General features: G+C 60.9%; 24 protein-coding genes. 10 read left to right on the top strand and 14 right to left on the bottom strand.

Annotated elements, in window-relative coordinates:
- Nucleotides 1-99 precede the first annotated feature (99 nt).
- The 3 genes from HX811_RS11310 to HX811_RS11300 are packed head-to-tail and all read right to left on the bottom strand — an operon-like array spanning nt 100 to nt 3,498.
- A complete protein-coding gene (locus HX811_RS11310; protein WP_003208452.1) occupies nt 100-999 on the bottom strand; it encodes an acyltransferase in 900 nt (299 codons plus the stop codon).
- A complete protein-coding gene (gene pta, locus HX811_RS11305; protein WP_003208454.1) occupies nt 1,000-3,099 on the bottom strand; it encodes a phosphate acetyltransferase in 2,100 nt (699 codons plus the stop codon).
- A 60-nt stretch (nt 3,100-3,159) separates the two neighbouring features.
- Entirely contained in the window at nt 3,160-3,498 is a 339-nt protein-coding gene (locus HX811_RS11300) for a DUF3565 domain-containing protein (protein ID WP_003208456.1), read from the bottom strand.
- On the opposite strand from HX811_RS11300, the gene HX811_RS11295 reads away from it, so the two are divergent.
- The 3 genes from HX811_RS11295 to HX811_RS11285 all read left to right on the top strand — a co-directional run bounded on the left by HX811_RS11295 (nt 3,467) and on the right by HX811_RS11285 (nt 5,905).
- Nucleotides 3,467-3,952: a peptidylprolyl isomerase gene (locus HX811_RS11295; RefSeq protein WP_003208457.1), complete on the top strand. Its 486-nt coding sequence runs from the start codon at nt 3,467-3,469 to the stop codon at nt 3,950-3,952. The genes HX811_RS11300 and HX811_RS11295 overlap by 32 nt on opposite strands.
- Nucleotides 3,953-4,087: 135 nt before the next feature.
- On the top strand, nt 4,088-4,570 hold the full coding sequence (locus HX811_RS11290) for a glutathione peroxidase (RefSeq protein WP_003208462.1): 483 nt from the start codon (nt 4,088-4,090) through the stop codon (nt 4,568-4,570).
- Nucleotides 4,571-4,801: 231 nt separating this feature from the next.
- Entirely contained in the window at nt 4,802-5,905 is a 1,104-nt protein-coding gene (locus HX811_RS11285) for an NADH:flavin oxidoreductase (RefSeq protein ID WP_003208465.1), read from the top strand.
- Here the strand turns inward: HX811_RS11285 and HX811_RS11280 are convergent.
- Together HX811_RS11280 and cysZ are read right to left on the bottom strand one after the other, a co-directional pair.
- Nucleotides 5,874-7,076, bottom strand: coding sequence for a glycosyltransferase family 1 protein (locus HX811_RS11280; protein ID WP_008432296.1), 1,203 nt, complete (start codon nt 7,074-7,076; stop codon nt 5,874-5,876). The two genes, HX811_RS11285 and HX811_RS11280, sit on opposite strands and share 32 nt — an antisense overlap.
- Nucleotides 7,077-7,140: 64 nt before the next feature.
- Nucleotides 7,141-7,896 (bottom strand): sulfate transporter CysZ, encoded by a 756-nt coding sequence (cysZ, locus tag HX811_RS11275; protein WP_177045937.1) that lies wholly within the window; start codon nt 7,894-7,896, stop codon nt 7,141-7,143.
- A gap of 293 nt (nt 7,897-8,189) precedes the next feature.
- Here cysZ and trxB point away from each other — a divergent pair, with 293 nt between their 5' ends.
- Nucleotides 8,190-9,152: a thioredoxin-disulfide reductase gene (gene trxB, locus HX811_RS11270; RefSeq protein WP_003208470.1), complete on the top strand. Its 963-nt coding sequence runs from the start codon at nt 8,190-8,192 to the stop codon at nt 9,150-9,152.
- A gap of 182 nt (nt 9,153-9,334) precedes the next feature.
- On the opposite strand, the gene HX811_RS11265 is transcribed toward trxB, so the two are convergent.
- From HX811_RS11265 to HX811_RS11240, 6 genes are read right to left on the bottom strand one after another with little or no spacing between them, the layout of a single operon-like run.
- Nucleotides 9,335-9,676, bottom strand: a complete 342-nt coding sequence (locus tag HX811_RS11265) for a HopJ type III effector protein (RefSeq protein WP_008432300.1) — start codon at nt 9,674-9,676, stop codon at nt 9,335-9,337.
- Nucleotides 9,669-9,965 carry a DUF1244 domain-containing protein gene (locus HX811_RS11260; protein ID WP_003208473.1) on the bottom strand — a complete coding sequence of 99 codons (297 nt, stop codon included), beginning with the start codon at nt 9,963-9,965 and terminating at the stop codon, nt 9,669-9,671. The genes HX811_RS11265 and HX811_RS11260 overlap by 8 nt, the downstream gene beginning before the upstream one ends.
- A gap of 23 nt (nt 9,966-9,988) precedes the next feature.
- A complete protein-coding gene (gene folX, locus HX811_RS11255; RefSeq protein ID WP_003208474.1) occupies nt 9,989-10,360 on the bottom strand; it encodes a dihydroneopterin triphosphate 2'-epimerase in 372 nt (123 codons plus the stop codon).
- Nucleotides 10,361-10,362: 2 nt separating this feature from the next.
- Entirely contained in the window at nt 10,363-10,923 is a 561-nt protein-coding gene (folE, locus tag HX811_RS11250; protein WP_010176988.1) for a GTP cyclohydrolase I FolE, read from the bottom strand.
- 20 nt (nt 10,924-10,943) lie between these two features.
- Complete coding sequence (gene folM, locus HX811_RS11245; protein WP_003208477.1) at nt 10,944-11,654, bottom strand: dihydromonapterin reductase; 711 nt, start codon at nt 11,652-11,654, stop codon at nt 10,944-10,946.
- Nucleotides 11,655-11,711: 57 nt separating this feature from the next.
- Entirely contained in the window at nt 11,712-12,272 is a 561-nt protein-coding gene (locus HX811_RS11240; protein ID WP_008432309.1) for an antibiotic biosynthesis monooxygenase, read from the bottom strand.
- Between the two features lie 215 nt (nt 12,273-12,487).
- Between HX811_RS11240 and HX811_RS11235 the strand changes: the two genes are divergently transcribed.
- Complete coding sequence (locus tag HX811_RS11235; protein ID WP_043225723.1) at nt 12,488-13,444, top strand: MerR family transcriptional regulator; 957 nt, start codon at nt 12,488-12,490, stop codon at nt 13,442-13,444.
- A 2-nt stretch (nt 13,445-13,446) separates the two neighbouring features.
- Here HX811_RS11235 and HX811_RS11230 read toward each other — a convergent pair whose 3' ends face one another.
- Together HX811_RS11230 and HX811_RS11225 are read right to left on the bottom strand one after the other, a co-directional pair.
- Nucleotides 13,447-14,052 carry a hypothetical protein gene (locus HX811_RS11230; RefSeq protein ID WP_003208483.1) on the bottom strand — a complete coding sequence of 202 codons (606 nt, stop codon included), beginning with the start codon at nt 14,050-14,052 and terminating at the stop codon, nt 13,447-13,449.
- A gap of 58 nt (nt 14,053-14,110) precedes the next feature.
- The gene (locus HX811_RS11225) at nt 14,111-14,578 is read right to left on the bottom strand and encodes a PAS domain-containing protein (RefSeq protein ID WP_003208484.1); all 468 of its coding nucleotides are present in this window, start codon (nt 14,576-14,578) and stop codon (nt 14,111-14,113) included.
- A gap of 113 nt (nt 14,579-14,691) precedes the next feature.
- Between HX811_RS11225 and HX811_RS11220 the strand changes: the two genes are divergently transcribed.
- Nucleotides 14,692-15,147, top strand: coding sequence for a flavodoxin (locus HX811_RS11220; RefSeq protein WP_010176981.1), 456 nt, complete (start codon nt 14,692-14,694; stop codon nt 15,145-15,147).
- On the opposite strand, the gene HX811_RS11215 is transcribed toward HX811_RS11220, so the two are convergent.
- On the bottom strand, nt 15,128-16,024 hold the full coding sequence (locus HX811_RS11215) for a LysR family transcriptional regulator (protein ID WP_177045935.1): 897 nt from the start codon (nt 16,022-16,024) through the stop codon (nt 15,128-15,130). The genes HX811_RS11220 and HX811_RS11215 overlap by 20 nt on opposite strands.
- A 99-nt stretch (nt 16,025-16,123) precedes the next feature.
- On the opposite strand from HX811_RS11215, the gene HX811_RS11210 reads away from it, so the two are divergent.
- The 4 genes from HX811_RS11210 (at nt 16,124) to HX811_RS11195 (ending at nt 19,020) form a co-directional block, all read left to right on the top strand.
- Nucleotides 16,124-16,510, top strand: a complete 387-nt coding sequence (locus HX811_RS11210) for a CidA/LrgA family protein (RefSeq protein WP_008432321.1) — start codon at nt 16,124-16,126, stop codon at nt 16,508-16,510.
- On the top strand, nt 16,500-17,186 hold the full coding sequence (locus HX811_RS11205; RefSeq protein ID WP_102368140.1) for an LrgB family protein: 687 nt from the start codon (nt 16,500-16,502) through the stop codon (nt 17,184-17,186). The genes HX811_RS11210 and HX811_RS11205 overlap by 11 nt, the downstream gene beginning before the upstream one ends.
- A gap of 149 nt (nt 17,187-17,335) precedes the next feature.
- Nucleotides 17,336-18,118 carry a class II aldolase/adducin family protein gene (locus HX811_RS11200; protein WP_177045933.1) on the top strand — a complete coding sequence of 261 codons (783 nt, stop codon included), beginning with the start codon at nt 17,336-17,338 and terminating at the stop codon, nt 18,116-18,118.
- Nucleotides 18,118-19,020 carry an alpha/beta fold hydrolase gene (locus tag HX811_RS11195; RefSeq protein ID WP_134325762.1) on the top strand — a complete coding sequence of 301 codons (903 nt, stop codon included), beginning with the start codon at nt 18,118-18,120 and terminating at the stop codon, nt 19,018-19,020. Before HX811_RS11200 ends, HX811_RS11195 begins: the two co-directional genes overlap by 1 nt.
- Nucleotides 19,021-19,068: the final 48 nt, after the last annotated feature.

Below are 19,068 nucleotides of genomic sequence, written 5' to 3'. Positions count from 1 at the left end.
AAATGTGGGAGCGGGCTTGCTCGCGAAAGCAGAGTGTCAGCCGCCACATGTATAGGCTGGCACACCGCATTCGCGAGCAAGCCCGCTCCCACATTTTGATCAGTGACTGGCGGGATAATCTGTGTGCAATTTGGCGAGCAACACATCCTTCTCTTCCCACAACCGGTTGATCCAGCCCTGGAACGCCAACCGATACTCCCCATCCTGCTCATAATTCTTGCCGATAAACTCGGCCGGAATCTGCACCTCTTCAAACTGCACGACAACGTCCTTCACATTCCCGCACAGCAAATCCCAATAACCGGGGCGCCCACCAGGATAGTGAATGGTCACGTTCACCAGCGACTTCAGCTGCTCACCCATGGCATCCAGCACAAAGGCAATGCCGCCGGCCTTGGGCTTGAGCAGGTAGCGAAACGGTGACTGTTGCTGTGCATGCTTGCCCGGGGTAAACCGCGTGCCTTCGGCAAAGTTGAAGATTCCCACCGGGTTGTGGCGAAACTTCGCGCAGGTCTTGCGGGTAGTTTCCAGGTCCTTGCCTTTCTTTTCCGGGTGCTTTTCCAGGTACGCCTTGGTGTAGCGCTTCATGAACGGGAAGCCCAGCGTCCACCACGCCAAGCCAATCACCGGGACCCAGATCAGCTCCTGCTTGAGGAAGAACTTCAGCGGGCGAATGCGCCGGTTGAGCACGTATTGCAGCACCATGATATCGACCCAGCTCTGGTGGTTGCTGGTCACCAGATATGAGTGTTCATAGTCCAGGCCTTCCAGGCCTTTCAGGTGCCAGCGGGTGCGTCGCACCAGGTTCATCCAGGCCTTGTTGTTGCTGATCCAGGCCTCGTGGGTCTGGTTCATCAGCCATTCACTGAAGCGTTTGGCAAACGGCAGCGCCTTGAACAGCGCCACGATAAACAGGAACGAGCACAGCAAAATCGTATTCAACGCCAGCAACAGCGAGGCGATCACCCCGCGCACGGCGGCAGGTAGAAAATCCAGCATTTAGACATCCATAGGTCGGTTGGCGGCTTGAATCGCGGTCAATGCGATCGTGTACACGATGTCGTCCACCTGCGCCCCGCGGGGCAGGTCGTTCACCGGTTTGCGCAGGCCTTGCAGCATTGGGCCCAGGCTGACGCAATCGGCACTGCGCTGCACGGCCTTGTGGGTGGTGTTGCCGGTGTTGAGATCCGGGAACACGAACACCGTGGCCTTGCCCGCCACCAGGCTGTTGGGCGCCAGTTGCCGGGCCACGCTTTCGTTGGCGGCGGCGTCGTACTGCAACGGGCCGTCGATCAGCAGCGAGCTTTGGGCTTCGTGGGCGAGCAGGGTGGCTTCGCGGACCTTCTCGACCTCCTCGCCCGTGGCCGAATCACCGCTGGAGTAACTGATCATCGCCACCCGTGGCGTGATACCGAATGCGGCGGCCGAGTCGGCGCTTTGCAGGGCGATTTCCGCCAGCTCCGCCGCGCTGGGGTGCGGGTTCATCACGCAGTCGCCGTACACCAGCACTTGCTCGGGGAACAGCATGAAAAATACCGACGAGACCAGGGTGCAGCCCGGCGCGGTCTTGATCAGTTGGAGGGCCGGGCGAATGGTATTGGCAGTGGAGTGGATGACGCCGGAGACCAGGCCGTCCACTTCATCCAGGGCGAGCATCATGGTGGCGATCACCACGGTGTCTTCCAGTTGCTGCTCGGCCATCGGCGCGTTGAGGCTTTTGGTTTTGCGCAGGGCCACCATCGGCTCCACGTAGCGCTGGCGAATCAAGTCCGGGTCGAGAATCTCCAGGCCTTCGGGCAACTCGATGCCATGGGCGCGGGCCACCGCTTCCACGTCCGCTGGCTTGGCCAGCAGCACGCAACGGGCAATCCCGCGCGCCTGGCAGATGGCCGCAGCCTGTACGGTCAGCGGCTCGCTGCCTTCGGGCAACACGATGCGCTTGTTGGCGGCCTGGGCGCGCTGGATCAGTTGATAGCGGAACACCGCCGGCGACAGGCGCATCTCCCGCGGCGTGCCGCAGCGTTGGTGCAGCCAGCGGGCGTCGAGGTGGCTGGCGACGAAATCGGTGATGATCTCCGCACGTTCGCGGTCATCAATCGGGATTTCCTTGTTCAGGCTGTTGAGCTGGTTGGCGGTGTCGTAGGAGCCAGTGCTCACCGACAGCACCGGCAAACCGGCCTGGAACGCGCCCCGGCACAGGTCCATGATCCGTGGGTCGGGCAGGGTGTCACTGGTCAGCAGCAGGCCGGCCAACGGCACGCCGTTGATGGCGGCCAGGCTGACAGCGAGGATGATGTCGTCGCGGTCGCCGGGGGTCACCACCAATACGCCGGGCTTGAGCAGCTCCACAGTGTTACGCATGGTGCGGGCGCAGATGATGATTTTGGTCATGCGCCGGGTTTCGTAGTCACCGGCGTTGAGGATCTGCGCGCCCATCAGGTCGGCCACGTCGCGGGTGCGTGGGGCGTTGAGTTCCGGTTGGTAGGGGATGCAGCCCAACAGGCGGAAATCGCCGCTGCGCAATAAAGGCGAATGCTCTTTGAGCCGCGCCGAGAAGGCTTCCATGCTTTCGTCGGTGCGCACCTTGTTGAGGATCACACCCAACACTTTTGGATCTTTCGGGCCGCCGAACAGCTGGGCCTGCAATTCCACGCGGCCGGAGAGTTCGGTCAGCACTTCGTTTTCCGGGGCCGAGACCAGGATCACCTCGGCGTCCAGGCTCTTGGCCAGGTGCAGGTTGACCCGGGCCGCATAGCTGGCACTGCGGGTCGGCACCATGCCTTCGACGATCAGCACGTCCTTGCCCACGGCGGCTTGCTGGTAAAGGGTGATGATTTCTTCCAGCAGCTCGTCGAGCTGGCCGTCGCCGAGCATCCGTTCGACATGGGCCAGGCCCAGAGGCTGGGGCGGTTTCAGGCCGTGGGTGCGGGCCACCAGCTCGGTAGAGCGCTCGGGGCCGGTGTCGCCGGGGTGCGGCTGGGCAATCGGTTTGAAGAAGCCGACTTTCAGCCCGGCCCGTTCAAGGGTGCGCACCAGCCCAAGGCTGATGGAGGTCAGACCCACACCAAAATCGGTGGGCGCGATAAAAAAAGTCTGCATGCGAATTCTCTGGAGGTGCATGGCTTCGGTGGCGGCCTATGGCTGGCTGCCTACCGGGAATCAGGTGCCAAGGTTATCTTTATCTGAGCCTTGCGCACACCAGCCGCACGTAAAGGGCTTGTCTATTTTTTCAAGGCGTTGCGCCGGGTCCGTGACCCAGGCCCGGGATTGCCAGGGTGGCTGGTGGCGCAGGTGCTGGGTGTGGCCGCAGGAAAGCTCGACGACCCAGTGCCGGTCTTCGTCCTGGTGAAATCCGACGACCGTCGGGTCAGTTGTTCGACCCCGTCCGTCCGGGTTGTGTTCGCTTTCGGGCAAATCCTTGTTTAGACTTGTCCGTTCTTCATTCTTCTGCAAAAGGTCTCGCCCCATGCCGATCGCCGCCAATAAGGCTGTCTCCATTGACTATACCCTGACCAACGACGCTGGTGAGGTCATCGACAGTTCTGCCGGCGGCGCGCCGCTGGTCTACCTGCAAGGTGCAGGTAACATCATCCCGGGCCTGGAAAAGGCCCTGGAAGGCAAAGAGGTCGGTGACGAACTGACCGTTGCCGTAGAACCTGAAGATGCCTACGGCGAATACGCTGCCGAACTGGTCAGCACCCTGAGCCGCAGCATGTTCGAAGGTGTCGACGAGCTGGAAGTGGGCATGCAGTTCCACGCTTCCGCTCCGGACGGCCAGATGCAAATCGTCACCATCCGTGACCTGGACGGCGACGACGTGACCGTCGACGGCAACCACCCGCTGGCAGGCCAGCGCCTGAACTTCCAGGTGAAGATCGTCGCTATCCGTGACGCTTCCCAGGAAGAAGTGGCCCACGGCCACGTGCACGGCGAAGGTGGTCACCACCATTAATTGACTGAGCGACGCTCTGTCAGTTGGAAAAAGGCGCCTTCGGGCGCCTTTTTCATTTGGCGGCTATTCTTGCCGACTTGGCGGCTGTAATCTCGAATGGCCGTTACGAAGAACATGGGATATCTGGAGTTCGTCATGAGTGCTTTCCACGACCTTAAACTCAAAGCCCTGGATGGTCAGGAGCTGCCTCTGGCGCCCTTCAAGGGGCAAGTCGTGCTGGTGGTCAACGTCGCCTCCAAATGTGGGTTGACCCCACAGTACGCCGCGCTGGAAAACCTCTATCAGCAATACAAAGACCAGGGTTTCACCGTACTCGGGCTGCCGTGCAATCAATTTGCCGGGCAGGAACCGGGTACTGAAGAAGAAATCCAGGAATTCTGCAGCCTCAACTACGGCGTGACCTTTCCCCTGGGCAGCAAGCTTGAGGTGAATGGCCACGATCGCCACCAGCTGTATCGATTGCTGGCGGGCGAGGGCGCCGAATTTCCCGGGGACATCACCTGGAACTTCGAGAAGTTCCTGTTGGGCAAGGACGGCCGGGTGCTGGCGCGTTTCTCGCCGCGTACACCGCCGGATGACCCCTCCATTATTCAGGCGATCGAAAAAGCATTGAGCTGATACTTTCAGCATTATCGAGTGAGTTTCTGTGGCAAGGGAGCTTCCTGTGGCAGGGAGTCTCCTATGGCAAGGGAGCTTGCTGTGGCGAGGGAGCTTGCTCCCGCTGGGCTGCGAAGCAGCCCCATGCCCTCCCGCTTTTACCCCTTAATCACCCCAATCAATAGTGCTATCCAACACGCTGCACACTCCATATTATCCACATCATAAATTCCTTTCCGATGGAGTGCTCCCATGCCTGTCCAAGCCTTGTTCAAACCGTTCCAGCTCGGTGCACTGCAACTGCCGAGCCGCGTGGTCATGGCGCCGATGACCCGTTCCTTTTCTCCGGGGGGCGTGCCCAACTCCAAAGTGATCGAGTACTACCGCCGCCGCGCCGCCGCCGGTGTCGGCCTGATCATTACCGAAGGCACCGTGGTCGGCCACCCGGCTTCCAACGGCTACCCGAACGTCCCGCATTTCTATGGTGAAGCCGCCCTGGCCGGCTGGAAGAAAGTAGTCGACGCGGTACATGCCGAAGGCGGCAAGATCGTTCCGCAACTGTGGCATGTGGGCAGCGTTCGGCGCATCGGCACCGAGCCGGATGCCAGCGTGCCGGCTTACGGCCCCACCGAAAAACTCAAGGACGGCAACGTCGTCGTCCACGGCATGACCGTGCAAGACATCAAGGACGTGATCGCCGCGTTCGCCCAGGCTGCCAAGGATGCCCAGAGCATCGGCATGGACGGCGTTGAAATCCACGGCGCCCATGGCTACCTGGTGGACCAGTTCTTCTGGGAAGGCACCAACCAGCGCACCGACGAATACGGCGGCAGCCTGGCCAACCGTTCGCGTTTCGCCATCGAGTTGATCCAGGCCGTCCGCGCCGCCGTGGGCCCGGACTTCCCGATCATCCTGCGTTTCTCTCAGTGGAAGCAGCAGGACTACACCGCGCGCCTGGTGCAAACCCCGGAAGCCTTGGGTGAATTCCTCAAGCCGCTGTCTGACGCCGGCGTGGATATTTTCCACTGCTCCACCCGCCGTTTCTGGGAGCCGGAATTCGAAGGCTCCGAGCTGAACCTGGCCGGCTGGACCCGCAAGCTCACCGGCAAGCCGACCATCACCGTGGGCAGCGTCGGCCTGGATGGCGAGTTCCTGCAGTTCATGGTCAACACCGACAAAGTGGCGCAACCCGCCAGCCTGGAAAAACTGCTGGAGCGCCTGAACAACGACGAGTTCGACCTGGTCGCTGTGGGTCGTGCGCTGCTGGTGGATCCGGATTGGGCACTGAAGGTTCGCGAAGGCCGTGAAGGCGACATCCTGCCGTTCAGTCGTGAGGCGTTGACGACGTTGGTGTAAGGGGCGACAGGGCGGGCACCGGTTGCTCGTCCTCGCACACCCCGCGTAATTGGCGCTCAAACTGCTCGATAATCGCCGGCCAACCCTGACGGCTGGCGTGTTGCCGGGCATTGAGCCGCACCCGGCGCAAGCTCTCGCGCTCTTCCAGCAGCCAATTGGCCGCATCGCAAAACGCTTCTTCATCCCCCGGCATCGCCAGCACGCCGCTGTAGCCATGGCGAATGTGCTGGGTTGCGGCCGCCTGGTCGTATGCCACCACGCCCAACCCTGAAGCCATGGCCTCCAGCACCACGTTGCCGAAGGTTTCGGTCAGGCTGGGAAACAGGAACACATCCCCGGACGCGTAATGCCGGGCCAGTTCTTCACCGCGCAAGGTGCCGCAGAAAATCGCCTCCGGCAGTTCCTTTTCCAGCATCGCCCGTTGCGGGCCATCGCCGACGATGATCAGTTTCATCTGGCGCAGTGGATAAGTGTCCTGTAGCGTCTCGAAACAGCGCTTGAGTAACCCGAGGTTTTTTTCCTGGGCCAGGCGGCCGACATGCAGCACGGCAGTTTGCTCACTGGTCAGTGCCCAACTTTCACGCAACGCATTGTCGCGTTTGGCCGGGTGAAACAGCTGGCTGTCGACACCGCGCGCGAGCATGCCCAGGCGCTCGAAATGGCGCCGCTCCAGCTCCAGTCGCTGGCTGGCGCTGGGCACCAGGGTCAGGGTCGAGCGGTTATGGAACCAGCGCAGATAGTGGGTCAGCACCCGGCTCAGCATGCCCAGGCCGTACTGGTTGGAATACTGCTGGAAGTTGGTGTGGAAGCCACTCACCACGCTGATCCCCAGGCGCCGCGCCGCCCGCAACGCCGACAAACCCAGCGGCCCTTCCGTGGCGATATACAACACATCCGGGCGCTGGCGGGTCCAGCGCCGCAACAGCTTGTGCATCGACGACTGGCCCCATTGCAGCCCCGGGTAGCCCGGCAGCGGCCAGCCGCGACAGAGCATCAGGCCGTCGTCGCTGGGCCGGCTCTGGTCGCTGCCCTGGCGCGGGCGAACCAGTTCGACTTGATGCCCGCGCGCGCGCAAACCGTCACACAGGCGGCCAAGGGTATTGGCCACCCCGTTGATCTCTGGCGGGAAGGTTTCGGTGATCAGGGTGATGTGGAGCGAAGCTGTCGTCATGACCCACAGTGTCGGCGTGGGCCATGTCGTCATTGTGTCTTTTGGATGATGGATTTGTGACGGCTCAGGCCTTTTTAACGATCATCGCCTCGGCGCCTTGCTCTCGCACCCAGAACAGCGTCGCCCCGGCCACCGCCGCCGGCATCATCAGCAGGTTGACCACTGGCACCAGCAGCACCAGGTAGACGATGCCGCCAAAACTCATGCTCTGCCAGCGCTTCTGGCGCAGCCAGGCGAGCATTTCGTTCCAGCCCAGCTTGTGGTTGTCGGCCGGGTAGTCGATGTACTGGATCGCCATCATCCACACACCAAACAGCAGCCACAGCGGTGCTGCCACCAGATTGACCACCGGGATGAACGACAGGATAAACAGGCCGATGGCCCGGGGCAGGAAGTAACCCAGTTTGCGCATTTCCCGGGCCAGGGTGCGCGGGACCATGGCCGCCAGTTCGCCCCAGCTGAACGCCGGGAAATCATCGGTGCCGCGCACCACCACTTCGACCTTTTCCGACAGAAAGCCGTTGAACGGCGCGGCAATGATGTTGGCAAGCATGGTGAAGGTGAAAAACACCATCAGCACCACCAGCACCACGAACAAAGGCCACAACAGGTAATTGAGGAAGCTCAGCCAGCTCGGCAGCGTCGGCATGAGTGTGTCGACCCACAGGCTGAACTGATGGCCGGCGAAGTAGATCAATCCGACGAACAGGATCAGGTTGATTGCCAGCGGCAGCAGCACAAACAGCCGCAGGCCGGGGCTGAGTACCAGTTTGAGACCTTCGCGCAGGTACTGTGGGCCTGAAAGAACGGGGGCGGGCATGGATAACTCCGGGCAAAAGGGGCGAACGCGCCGACCTTACCGGCTTTGGGAGTACCGGGAAAGCACGGCCCGCATCGCGACATTAACGGTAACAAAGGTGTCGATTAATAGAGGGCATGGGATAGAGACCACCTATGAGCTGGATTGTTAATCCGTATTTCCTTAATCTTGCCTCCCTCTATACGCTGCACCCATTATTTTCAGGATCTGCGAGTTCAAGCCTTCCCCAAGTGCTTCGCGGTCCTTTTTTATTCCAGCCGTTCTGTAGTCCGGGCGGTCGATAGGAGTGAGTCATGTCTGATACCCGTCATTCGCGAGTGATTATTCTCGGTTCCGGCCCTGCCGGTTACAGCGCTGCCGTCTACGCTGCCCGGGCCAACCTCAAGCCGTTGCTGATCACCGGCATGCAAGCGGGCGGTCAGTTGACCACCACCACTGAAGTCGACAACTGGCCGGGCGACGTCCACGGCCTGACCGGCCCGGTGCTGATGGAGCGCATGAAAGAGCACGCCGAGCGTTTCGAAACCGAGATCGTGTTTGATCACATCAACAAGGTCGACTTCTCCAAGAAGCCTTACAGCCTGACCGGCGACAGCGGCGTGTACACCTGTGACGCGCTGATCATCGCCACCGGCGCCAGCGCTCGTTACCTGGGCCTGCCGTCGGAAGAAGCGTTCATGGGCAAGGGCGTTTCGGCCTGCGCAACCTGCGACGGTTTCTTCTACCGCAACAAGCCAGTGGCTGTGGTCGGTGGCGGCAACACCGCGGTGGAAGAAGCGCTGTACCTGGCCAACATCGCCAGCACCGTGACCCTGGTTCACCGCCGCGAGACCTTCCGCGCCGAGAAGATCCTGATCGACAAGCTGCATGCCCGCGTGGCCGAAGGCAAGATCATCCTCAAGCTCAACGCCACCCTGGATGAAGTCCTGGGCGACAACATGGGCGTGACCGGTGCTCGCCTGAAGAACAACGACGGCAGCTTCGACGAGCTGAAAGTCGACGGCGTGTTCATCGCCATCGGCCACACTCCGAACACCTCGTTGTTCGAAGGCGTGCTGGATGCCAAAGACGGTTACCTGATCGTGCAGGGCGGCCGTGAAGGCAATGCGACAGCCACCAATATCGAAGGTATCTTCGCTGCCGGTGACGTGGCCGACCACGTGTACCGCCAGGCGATCACCTCCGCCGGCGCCGGCTGCATGGCGGCCCTGGATGCCGAGCGTTACCTCGACGGGTTGAAGGACGCTTCGTTCTAAACCGTAGAAACAAAAAAACCGGCTGCGAGGCCGGTTTTTTTATGCACGGGATTTGATGATCACCGCAGTCCAAATGAGGGAGCGGGCTTGCTCGCGAAAGCGGTGTGTCAGTCACCCGATGTATTGACTGACACTCTGCTTTCGCGAGCAAGCCCGCTCCCACATTTTGATCTATGTCTGACTCAGGATTTGCGGGTCAGTGGCTGTGCGGCAAACTTCACACCCGCCAACCCATGCTCGATCAGCGCACGAATGTTGCCATGGTCACTGCCTTCAGGCGTGGCCAGCACCGAACGGTAATGCTCGCCAAACGCCAACAGCGCTTCCTGGTCGCTCAAGCCTTCCAGCAGCGCCAGGCCCAGGGTCTTGCACGAACCTTCGTTCTGCCCGGCGGCGTTTTCCACGCTGCCATTGGTGAACGCTTGTGGCTGGTAGTCGTAACCGGCAGCCACAAAGGCCAGGGTATCGGCAAAAACATGTTCGCCACTGTTGAGGCTGGCGCGCAGGGTGTTCAGGTCAGTCATGGGGTTTTCCTTTGGCGAATGCCGCTTGCTGTTCGGCACTGGCTTCTTGCTGATATTGGGCTTTCCACTCGGCGTACGGCATGCCGTACACCACTTCACGGGCGTCATCGAGGCTCAGCTCGATCTGGCGCTCGTCGGCCTCGGCCTTGTACCACTTGGACAAGCAGTTGCGGCAGAAGCCCGAGAGGTTCATCAGGTCGATGTTCTGCACATCCTTGCGGCTGTCCAGGTGGGCCACCAGCCGGCGGAAGGCGGCGGCTTCGAGTTCGAGGCGTTGTTGATCGTTCATGATGCTCACTGCAAAGGTAAGGGTTAGCGACTGGCCGCCAGGGTGATCGACACCGATTCGGCAAAACGCAACGCATGGGGTTTGTCGACTTCGACTTCGGCGTACAGCACCGATGTATTGCTCATCACCAGGTCGAGGATCTCCTGGGTCAGGCGCTCCAGCAGGGCAAAGCGGTTGCCTTCCACATGGGCGATGATTGCCTTGGTGATGGTGCGGTAGTTCAGCGCGTGGTCGATGTCGTTGTCGCGCACGGCTTCCTGGGCGGCATACAGGATGGTCAGGTTGATCAACACATCCTGCTTGTTGAGGATTTCATCCTCGTTGATCCCGATAAACGTGCGCAGGCACAGGTCCTTGACCCGGATGCGCGCCATGCCTGGCTGAAGTTGTGGCATTGCTACTTGCTCCGTCCAATCAGTTGCAGGAACTCCATGCGCGTGGTGTTCGACTCGCGGAAGGCGCCGAGCATCACCGAGGTGTTCATGGTTGAATTCTGTTTTTCGACACCGCGCATCATCATGCACATGTGCCTGGCTTCGATCACCACCGCCACGCCGGCGGCCTGGGTCACCGTCTGGATGGCGTCGGCAATTTCCCGCGTGAGGTTCTCCTGGATCTGCAGGCGCCGGGCGAACATGTCGACGATACGCGCCAGCTTCGACAGGCCGAGCACCTTGCCGGTCGGAATATAGGCCACATGAGCCTTGCCGATAAAGGGCAGCAGGTGATGCTCGCACAGCGAATACAGCTCGATGTCCTTGAGGATCACCATCTCGTCGTTGTCGGAGGCAAACAGCGCACCGTTGACGATTTCTTCCAGATTCTGCTCGTAGCCGTGACACAGGTACTGCATGGCCTTGGCGGCACGCTTTGGCGTGTCGAGCAAACCCTCGCGCTCGGGGTCTTCACCCAGGCCCTTGAGGATCTCGCGGTAGTGGTGGGGCAGGGACAAAGTCATACAACATCCTCGCAAACGGCTTACTTGATATGCCGCCCGCCGTTGACGGTCAGGGTGGTACCGGTGACATACGGGTTATCCAGCAGGTAGCGCACGCTCTGGTAAATCACCTCGGGGCCGGGCTCGATGCCCAGTGCCGCCTTGGCCAGGACCTTGGCGCGGTAAGCCGCGTCGTCGCCCTCGTTGAACATCACCATTGCCGGGGCAATGCCGTTCACCTTGATATCCGGTGCAAGCTGCGCGGCAAACGACAAGGTCAGGCTGTCGAGCCCGGCCTTGGTGGCGCAGTAGGCAATGTGCTGGCGGCTGCCCTTGCGGGTCACGTCATCGCTGATGTGCACGATATCCGCAGGCGTGGAGCGTTGCAGCAGGTAAGCACAATGCAGGTTGATCAGGTACGGCGCAAGCATGTGCACGCTGAACATGTCGGTAAAGGCGCGGCTCTCGTCGCCGGGCGCTTCCGCCACCCAGGCCGAGGCATTATGAATGATCGCCCGCAGGCTTTGGGTGTGCGTCTTCAGTTCGTCGATGAAGGCGAGAATACCGGTCTCGTTGGAGAAGTCGGCAAACACACCGATCGCACCGCGTTCGCGCAAGGCTTGCACGCCGGGACGTTCGCTGCGGTAGCTGAAAATCACTGGCTGCCCTTCGTCCAGCAGGCGCTGGGCGCAATGCAGGCCGACGCGCTGGCCGGCACCGGTGATCAGGATCGGGGCGGGTGTTGAAGACATGGGAGGCTCGAATCGCTGGCAGGCTAAAACTATACCAGCGAGCGGCCTCCCTTGTACTCAAGCAGCGGCTTCGGTGGCCTTTACCCGGGCTGGCGCCGGATGCAGCCAACCGGCCAGCAGGTGGGTCGACAACGGGATAAAGAAGTAAACCATCAATGGCGTGAGCGCGAGGGTGCTGACCAGCACACGGCTCAGCAACCCCAACTCGCTGAGCAGCGGCTCAAGGCCGAAGTTGAACAGCAGCGACACCGGGAAAAATGCCAGCCAGATGGCCACGGCCTGCTTCCAGCGCGGCGGACGTGCGGCGGCGGCGCCAAACCAGCCGTCGATACCGCGTACGCGATGCTCCGACGGCGCAGCAAACAGCTCACTGCCACGCCCGAGCCATGCACCACGGGAGGCGGAAAACTCCCACGCATGCAGGGTTTTTTCGTCGGCGAAGCGGAAAATAATCTGGAACTCGTCATCGTTGGGCGGCGGTGCAAGCACGCCTGAACCCAGGTAACCGGGGAAGTCCGTGGCCAATTGCTCGCCTTCGCGCAGCCAGGCCATCAACTCTTCATAGCGACCCTTGGCCACGCGGCGCGCAACCATCAGGGTGACGGGGGAGGTAGACATTGTGTATCTCCATAAGGATCAGGTGCACTGGGCCGGGTAGGCGGCGCACGAACGAAGCTGCGGGGTAAGCAGCCACGTTGAAAAAACAGGCAAGGATTATTCCTGTTTTGCAGAAATACACCAGCGACATTGGTCGGCTTGTCGAAGACCTTGAATCGGACAGCTGTATGGGCGTTAAATGGGATCCAAGTTCCTGACAGTATATTGATGCCCTGATGTCTGTAATGACTGCTCCACGTCCCGAAATGGCCCTTGGCAACCCTGCCGATTCCGATGAGCTGTTTCCGATTCGCGAAGTCGCGAGATTGACAGGCATCAACCCTGTCACCTTGCGTGCCTGGGAACGGCGTTACGGGCTGATCCACCCGGTTCGCACCGAAAGTGGGCACCGCCTGTATTCGCGCACCGATATCGAGACCGTTCATCGCATTCTTGACTGGATCGAGCGTGGCGTGGCCGTGAGCAAGGTCGGCAAGATCCTCGCCCGCGACGATCATCAAGTCGAAGCGGCGGCTGCTTCGCCGGCAGGTGCAGAGCATGAGTGGGCCCAATGGCAGGCGCAGTTGCGAACGGCCGTCGGTGCCTTCGACGACCGGCAACTGGACCGGTTGTATGGCCAGATTTTCGCTGCCTACCCGGTCGCGGTGGTGTTCCAGGACATCCTGATGCCCCTCTGGCAGCAACTGTTGCGACATCAGGGGTTGTTTGGCCAAACCAGTGAATGGCTGTTTTTTGATGGATTCCTGCGCAGCCGAACCTGGAAACGCCTGCAGATAGGCTGTGCCTCAGCGGCGCCACGGGTATTGCTGGCGGCCATTGCGGGGGAGTGCCGAGAGCTGGAGTTGTTGGTCGCAGGCCTGTTGATGAGCGGTGACGAGTTGGCGGTCAAGGTTCTGGCTGTGGGCCAGCCGATGGATGAATTGACCCTTGTCTGTGAAAAAACCAGGCCACAAGCCCTTGTGGTGTTCTCCAATCACTCTCCGGCCAATGGCTTGCCTCGGCGCCTTGAACGGCTGGCCCTGACCCTGGATTGCCCGCTGTTGCTGGCCGGCGATGCGGCGGAGTTGGCGCAGGAACAACTGGCGGGTTCATCCGTTGGCTGCCTGGGTAACGAAGGGCGATTGATGCAGCGCCGCTTGCAGCAGTTTCTGCGCGGTAACCTGGATACCTGACTTCAGGCGTGGACTTCGGGGTGAAACAGGCGATGTTGCTGCAGGATAAACTGGCGCAGGCGCTCGGTCTCATCCACATCGTTCTGGCTCAGGCGGTAGGCGAACAATCCTCGGGCAGTTTCCCGTTCCAGCGTGCCCCGCACCGAAATGCGCTCGTACCCGGACGGACTGAACCACAGCGAAAAGGTTCTTGGCGCCTTGATCCGCCCGCGAATTTCCACCAGCAATCCCTTGAATGACACCTCATGCACCCACAGCGCACCGGGCTGGCCCTTGATGTTTTCCAGGGGTACCGGCTCTTCGAGCGCCAGGCGCCACGGGCGGATCATCGGCCCGTCTTCGAAAATACTCGGTACACCCAGCCGCAGATGCACGGCATGAAACTCGTCTTCCACCAATTGCAGCGGAAACGTCATTTGCTGGTTGTCGAATTGGGCCTGGAGGGTGACATGGTCATGGGCGGCCAGGCGGGTGAGCAGATCACGAATCTGCGCACCGCCATTGACCGTCAGGCTCGACGACGCGTCCCGCACATTGAGTTGCGGGTTATGGTGCATGGTCTGAATAAAATCCAGCTCGTCCTGCGTCAAAAGCGCGTCGCGTTGCATTGATCTTGCTCAAGAAAAAGGTATTAAAACGCCATTATCTCTTTAAAGACCGCGTTTTCTAGTTTTTGTTAGATCCGCTCGTCGCCTTGAGTGCCGCAAGCTCCGCCTTGAGGTCAGCCAACTGGGCTTCCAGTTGCGCGACACGCTGCTGGGCCTTGACCTGAACGGTCACATCCTTCTGCACACCGACAAAGTAGGTCTGCTTGTCGGCCGGGTTATAAACCGTCGATAACGACAGCTCGTTCCAGAAATGCGTGCCGTCCTTGCGGTAATTGCGCAGGATTTCCCGGCAGGCGCCGCCACTCTCCAGGGCTTCGCGAATCGCCATCAGCCCCGGCTGGTCACGATCGCCCGATTGCAGGAAGCGGCAGTCCTGATAGAGGATTTCGTCGAGGGTGTAGCCAGTCATGCGCTCGAAGGCCGGGTTCACATAAATCAGTGGCTTGTCCTTGCCTTCGCGCTCGGCGATAACGATGCCGTCGTTGGAAGCGTTGATCACCAGTTGCATCAGCTTGGCGTTAATCATTGAGCGGTCCATGGCTTGTAGTTGGAGTTTGCAGTTTAAGACATGCCGGCAGCCTGTCCATGGGCCCCAGCTGTTAATATCCCAGGCTTTTAGTCAGCTACAGGATCAGATTGATGAAAGTCGCCATCCTTTCCGGCTCGGTGTACGGCACGGCTGAAGAAGTCGCTCGTCATGCTGCAAGCATCCTCAACGCTGCCGGCTTCGACGCCTGGCACAACCCGCGGGCAACCCTCGCCGACGTACAGGGCTTTGCTCCGGAAGCCTTCCTGGCCGTGACGTCCACCACTGGCATGGGCGAACTGCCCGACAACCTGCAGCCGCTGTACTCGACCATTCGCGACCAACTGCCGGCCGCCTGGCGAGGCTTGCCCGGCGCGGTGATCGGCCTGGGCGACGCCAGCTATGGCGACACCTTCTGCGGCGGCGGCGAGCAAATGCGCGAGCTGTTTGCCGAGTTGGGCGTACGGGAAGTACTGCCGATGCTGCGCCTGGATGCCAGCGAAAGCGTGACCCCGGAAGCCGACGCCGAGCCCTGGCTGGCCGAGTTGGTCACTGCACTGCGCGGTTGACCGGGAACTCGCGCAATAACGCCAGCCAGGCCTGGGCGGCTTTCGACAGGTAGGCGCCCTCACGCCAGATAAAGGCAATGTCCCAGCGCAGGTAGTCCGGCGCCTTGAGTGTCAGGCGCACCACCCCGGGCCGCACCAGGCCCCGGGCCACCACGCTGGGCAGCAACACCACGCCTTGGCCGGCGGCCACCAGGGCCGCAAGGAAATCCGCCTGGCCGCTGCGACCACTTTCCTTCGGGGTGAAGCCCAATTGCTGACAGGCCTGTAGCAGGCGGTCGTTCAACACAAAACTGCGCTGATACATCAGGAACGGCGTGTCAGCCAACTCCTCCAGGCGGATCTGCGCGTTATCGGCCAATGGATGGTCCATCGGCAGCAGGGCATCCAGCGGTTCATCGCAGAATGCCTGCCAGGCGAGTGCCGGGTCGCTGGGCATCAGGCTGCCGCCCACTTCCAGCTCTCCGCTCAAGATCGCCTGCTCGATATTGCGGCTGCCGCCTTCCAGCAACTGGATGGTGACGTTCGGATAACGGCGGCGGTATTCGGCAAACAGCCCGGCGAACAACGTGTCGCCGCCCAACTGCGGCAGGCCCATGCGCAACTCGCCACGGGTCAACTGATTCAAGTCATCCAGCTCACTGAGCAACTCGGTTTGCTGGCGCAGCATGGCCTCCGCCCGCTGCAGCACCACTTGTCCGGCAGCCGTCAGGCGAATCTGCGAACCCAGGCGATCCAGCAGCGGCGTGCCCAGGCTTTGCTCCAGTTGTGCCACCTGCTTGCTGACGGCGGACTGGCTGATGTGCAGGGTTTTCCCGGCCTGGGTAAAGCCGCCGCGGTGGATCACTTCGACAAAGCTGCGCAGTTGTTTAAATTCCATCGACATGATTCCAGTTTGGAATAGCTTGCAGTCTAACAATTCGCTGTGGGGATGCCAGGGGCCTCTTTAAAATGGGAGCCCTGCGAGGACCCAAAGCTCATGAAACGTTTCACCTTCAAAGTCGTCGGTCGGTTATTGACTGAACTGATTGTGCTGCTGGCCATATATTTTCTGGGCTGCCAATTGGCCGCCTGGCTGAGCTGGCCTATTCCCGGTGGTGTGATCGGCCTGGGCCTGTTGTTGCTGACCTTCGCCACCGGCCTGGTAAAGCCGGCGGCCCTGCAACTGGGCGCCGGTGTGCTGATGGCGGAGATGCTGCTGTTCTTTATTCCTGCCTTGATGAGCCTTTTGGACTACGGTGGCCTGGTAAAGCACGACGGCTGGCGGATCATGTTGGTGATCGGCTTCAGCACCTTGTCGGTGATGCTGGTGACTGCGTTTACCGTGGAATTCGTCTGCCGCTGGAAGCTGCGCCATGAAGCTTGAGCTGATGCCGATGTTCTGGCTGGCGCTGACCCTCGGTGCCTACGGCTTCAGCCGGTGGATCTACCGGCGCACCGGGCGCTACCTGCTGTCGCCGCTGATCCTGGTGCCGGCGCTGCTGCTGGCGGTGGCCGTGCCGATGAAAACTGCTTATGCCGAATACGCCACCGACACCCACTGGCTGATGCTGGTGCTGGGCCCGGTGACCGTGGCGTTCGCCATTCCGATCTGGCAACAGCGCCAATTGCTGATGCGCCACTGGTCAGCGTTATTGCTGGGGATGGTCGCGGGCAGCGCGGCGTCCATTGCCACTTCGTATGGCCTGGCCAAGGCCCTCGCTCTCGACAGCTCGGTGACGATGTCGTTGGTGCCCCGTTCGATCACCACCCCGTTCGCGATGCCGGTGTCTTCCGACCTGGGCGGCGTGCCGGAACTGACGGCGGTGTTCGTGATGTTCACCGGGGTGTTTGGCGCCATGCTCGGCGGCGTACTGCTCAAGTGGTTACCGTTGCGCACGCCATTGGCCCGTGGCGCATTGTTTGGCGTGGGCGCTCATGGCGCGGGTGTCAGCCGGGCTCATGAGGTGGGCGGTGAGGAAGGCTCCGTGGCGGGCCTGGTAATGGTGCTGACCGGCTTGCTCAACCTGTTCGCCGCGCCTTTATTGGCGTCGCTTCTCTGACACGCGCAGAACAAAATCGAACTATCCTCAGGACTGACCCGTTCGGTCATCAAGCTGGCTGCCAATGCAACTACGGCGGCCTCGAGGTCTGACTAGACTGCCTCTTCACTCAAAAAAACAATAATAAGCGCGCCAAGGAGGTCATTGCCGTGAGCCTAGCCACTGTTCAATCGACACACAGCGTAAAAGACCAGGTCAGCGCGGCCGAATGGCAGGCCCGCGTCGACCTCGCCGCGTGCTATCGCCTGGTGGCGATGCATGGTTGGGACGACCTGATTTTCACCCACATCTCGGCCAAGGTGCTGGGCACCGAAGACTTCCTGATCAACCCTTATGGGCTGATGTTCCACGAGATCACCGCGTCGAGCCTGGTGAAGGTCGATCAGGCCGGCAACAAGCTGATGGACAGTCCCTACGAGGTCAACCCTGCCGGGTACACCATTCACAGTGCGGTGCACGAAGTGCGGCACGATGTGGTCTGCGTGCTGCACACCCACACCGCTTCCGGCATTGCCGTCTCTGCGCAGAAGCAGGGCGTGCTGCCCATCAGCCAGCAATCACTGTTCGTGTTGTCCAGCCTGGCCTATCACGCCTACGAAGGTGTGGCGCTGAACCACGAGGAAAAGGCCCGCTTGCAGGCCGACCTTGGCGAAAACAATTTCCTGATGCTGCACAACCACGGTCTGCTGACCTGTGGCGGCAGCATCGCCGATACGTTCCTGATGATGTTCATCTTCCAGCGCACCTGCGATATCCAGGTGATGGCGCAGAACGGTGGCGCTGAACTGATCAGCATTGCGCCGCAGATATTGGCCGGTGCCCGGGCGATGATCGCCGGGGTCACCAAAAGCGCTCAGGGCATGGGCGGCGCGCTGGCGTGGCCGGCGTTGCTGCGCAAACTCGATGCACTCGACCCCGGGTATAAAAGCTGATGCCACTCGCCGAGATCCCACTGCGCATCTGGCGCCAGCGTGCCCAGAGCTTTGAGTTTCGCGGCCGCACCATTCGGTACTGGGTGGCGGGGCAGGGCGAGCCGTTGCTGCTGATCCATGGTTTTCCCACGGCCAGTTGGGATTGGCATTACCTCTGGCAGCCGTTGGCCCAGCGCTATCAAGTGATTGCCTGCGACATGCTGGGGTTTGGCGATTCGGCCAAGCCGCTGGACCACACCTATTGCCTGCTGGAGCAGGCGGACTTGCAACAGGCGTTGCTGGAGCATCTTTGGGTGCAGCAGCCGGTGCATGTGTTGGCCCATGATTACGGTGACAGTGTTGCGCAGGAGTTATTGGCGCGGCATTACGAAGGGCGCTTTCAGATGGCCAGCGGAGTGTTTCTCAACGGTGGGTTGTTTCCGGAGACGCATCGTCCGGCGTTGGTGCAGAAGCTGTTGCTGAGCCCATTGGGTTGGATGATTGGGCGGGCGTTTGGGCGTAATGCCCTGGCTAACAGTTTTGGGCAGATTTTCGGGCCGGCGACTCGGCCCAGTGAGAGTGCGCTGGATGATTTCTGGAGCTTGATCGAGAGCCAGGATGGGCCGCGGATTTTGCACAAGTTGATTGCGTATATTCCTCAGCGTCGGCGGCAGCGGGATCGATGGGTGGCGGCCATGCAGCGGGGGGAGGTGCCGTTGCGGGTGATTGATGGGGAGGTTGATCCGATTTCCGGGGGGCATATGGTTCAGCGTTATCGTGAGCTGGTGCCGCACGCGGATACGGTGTTGCTGGCGAATATTGGGCACTATCCGCAGATTGAGGCGCCGGTGCAGGTGTTGAAGCATTATCTGGCGTTTCGGGAGGGGCTTGGGGTTGGGGCTGCTCGGGTGGCTTATTCTTGATTGGGGTTGAGTACATATCCGTTATTTAGGTAACGGCGGCTTATGGTT

It is taken from the genome of Pseudomonas sp. F8002 (assembly GCF_013385495.1).
GTDB lineage: Bacteria > Pseudomonadota > Gammaproteobacteria > Pseudomonadales > Pseudomonadaceae > Aquipseudomonas.
This window is presented reverse-complemented; position numbering and strand designations above follow the sequence as displayed.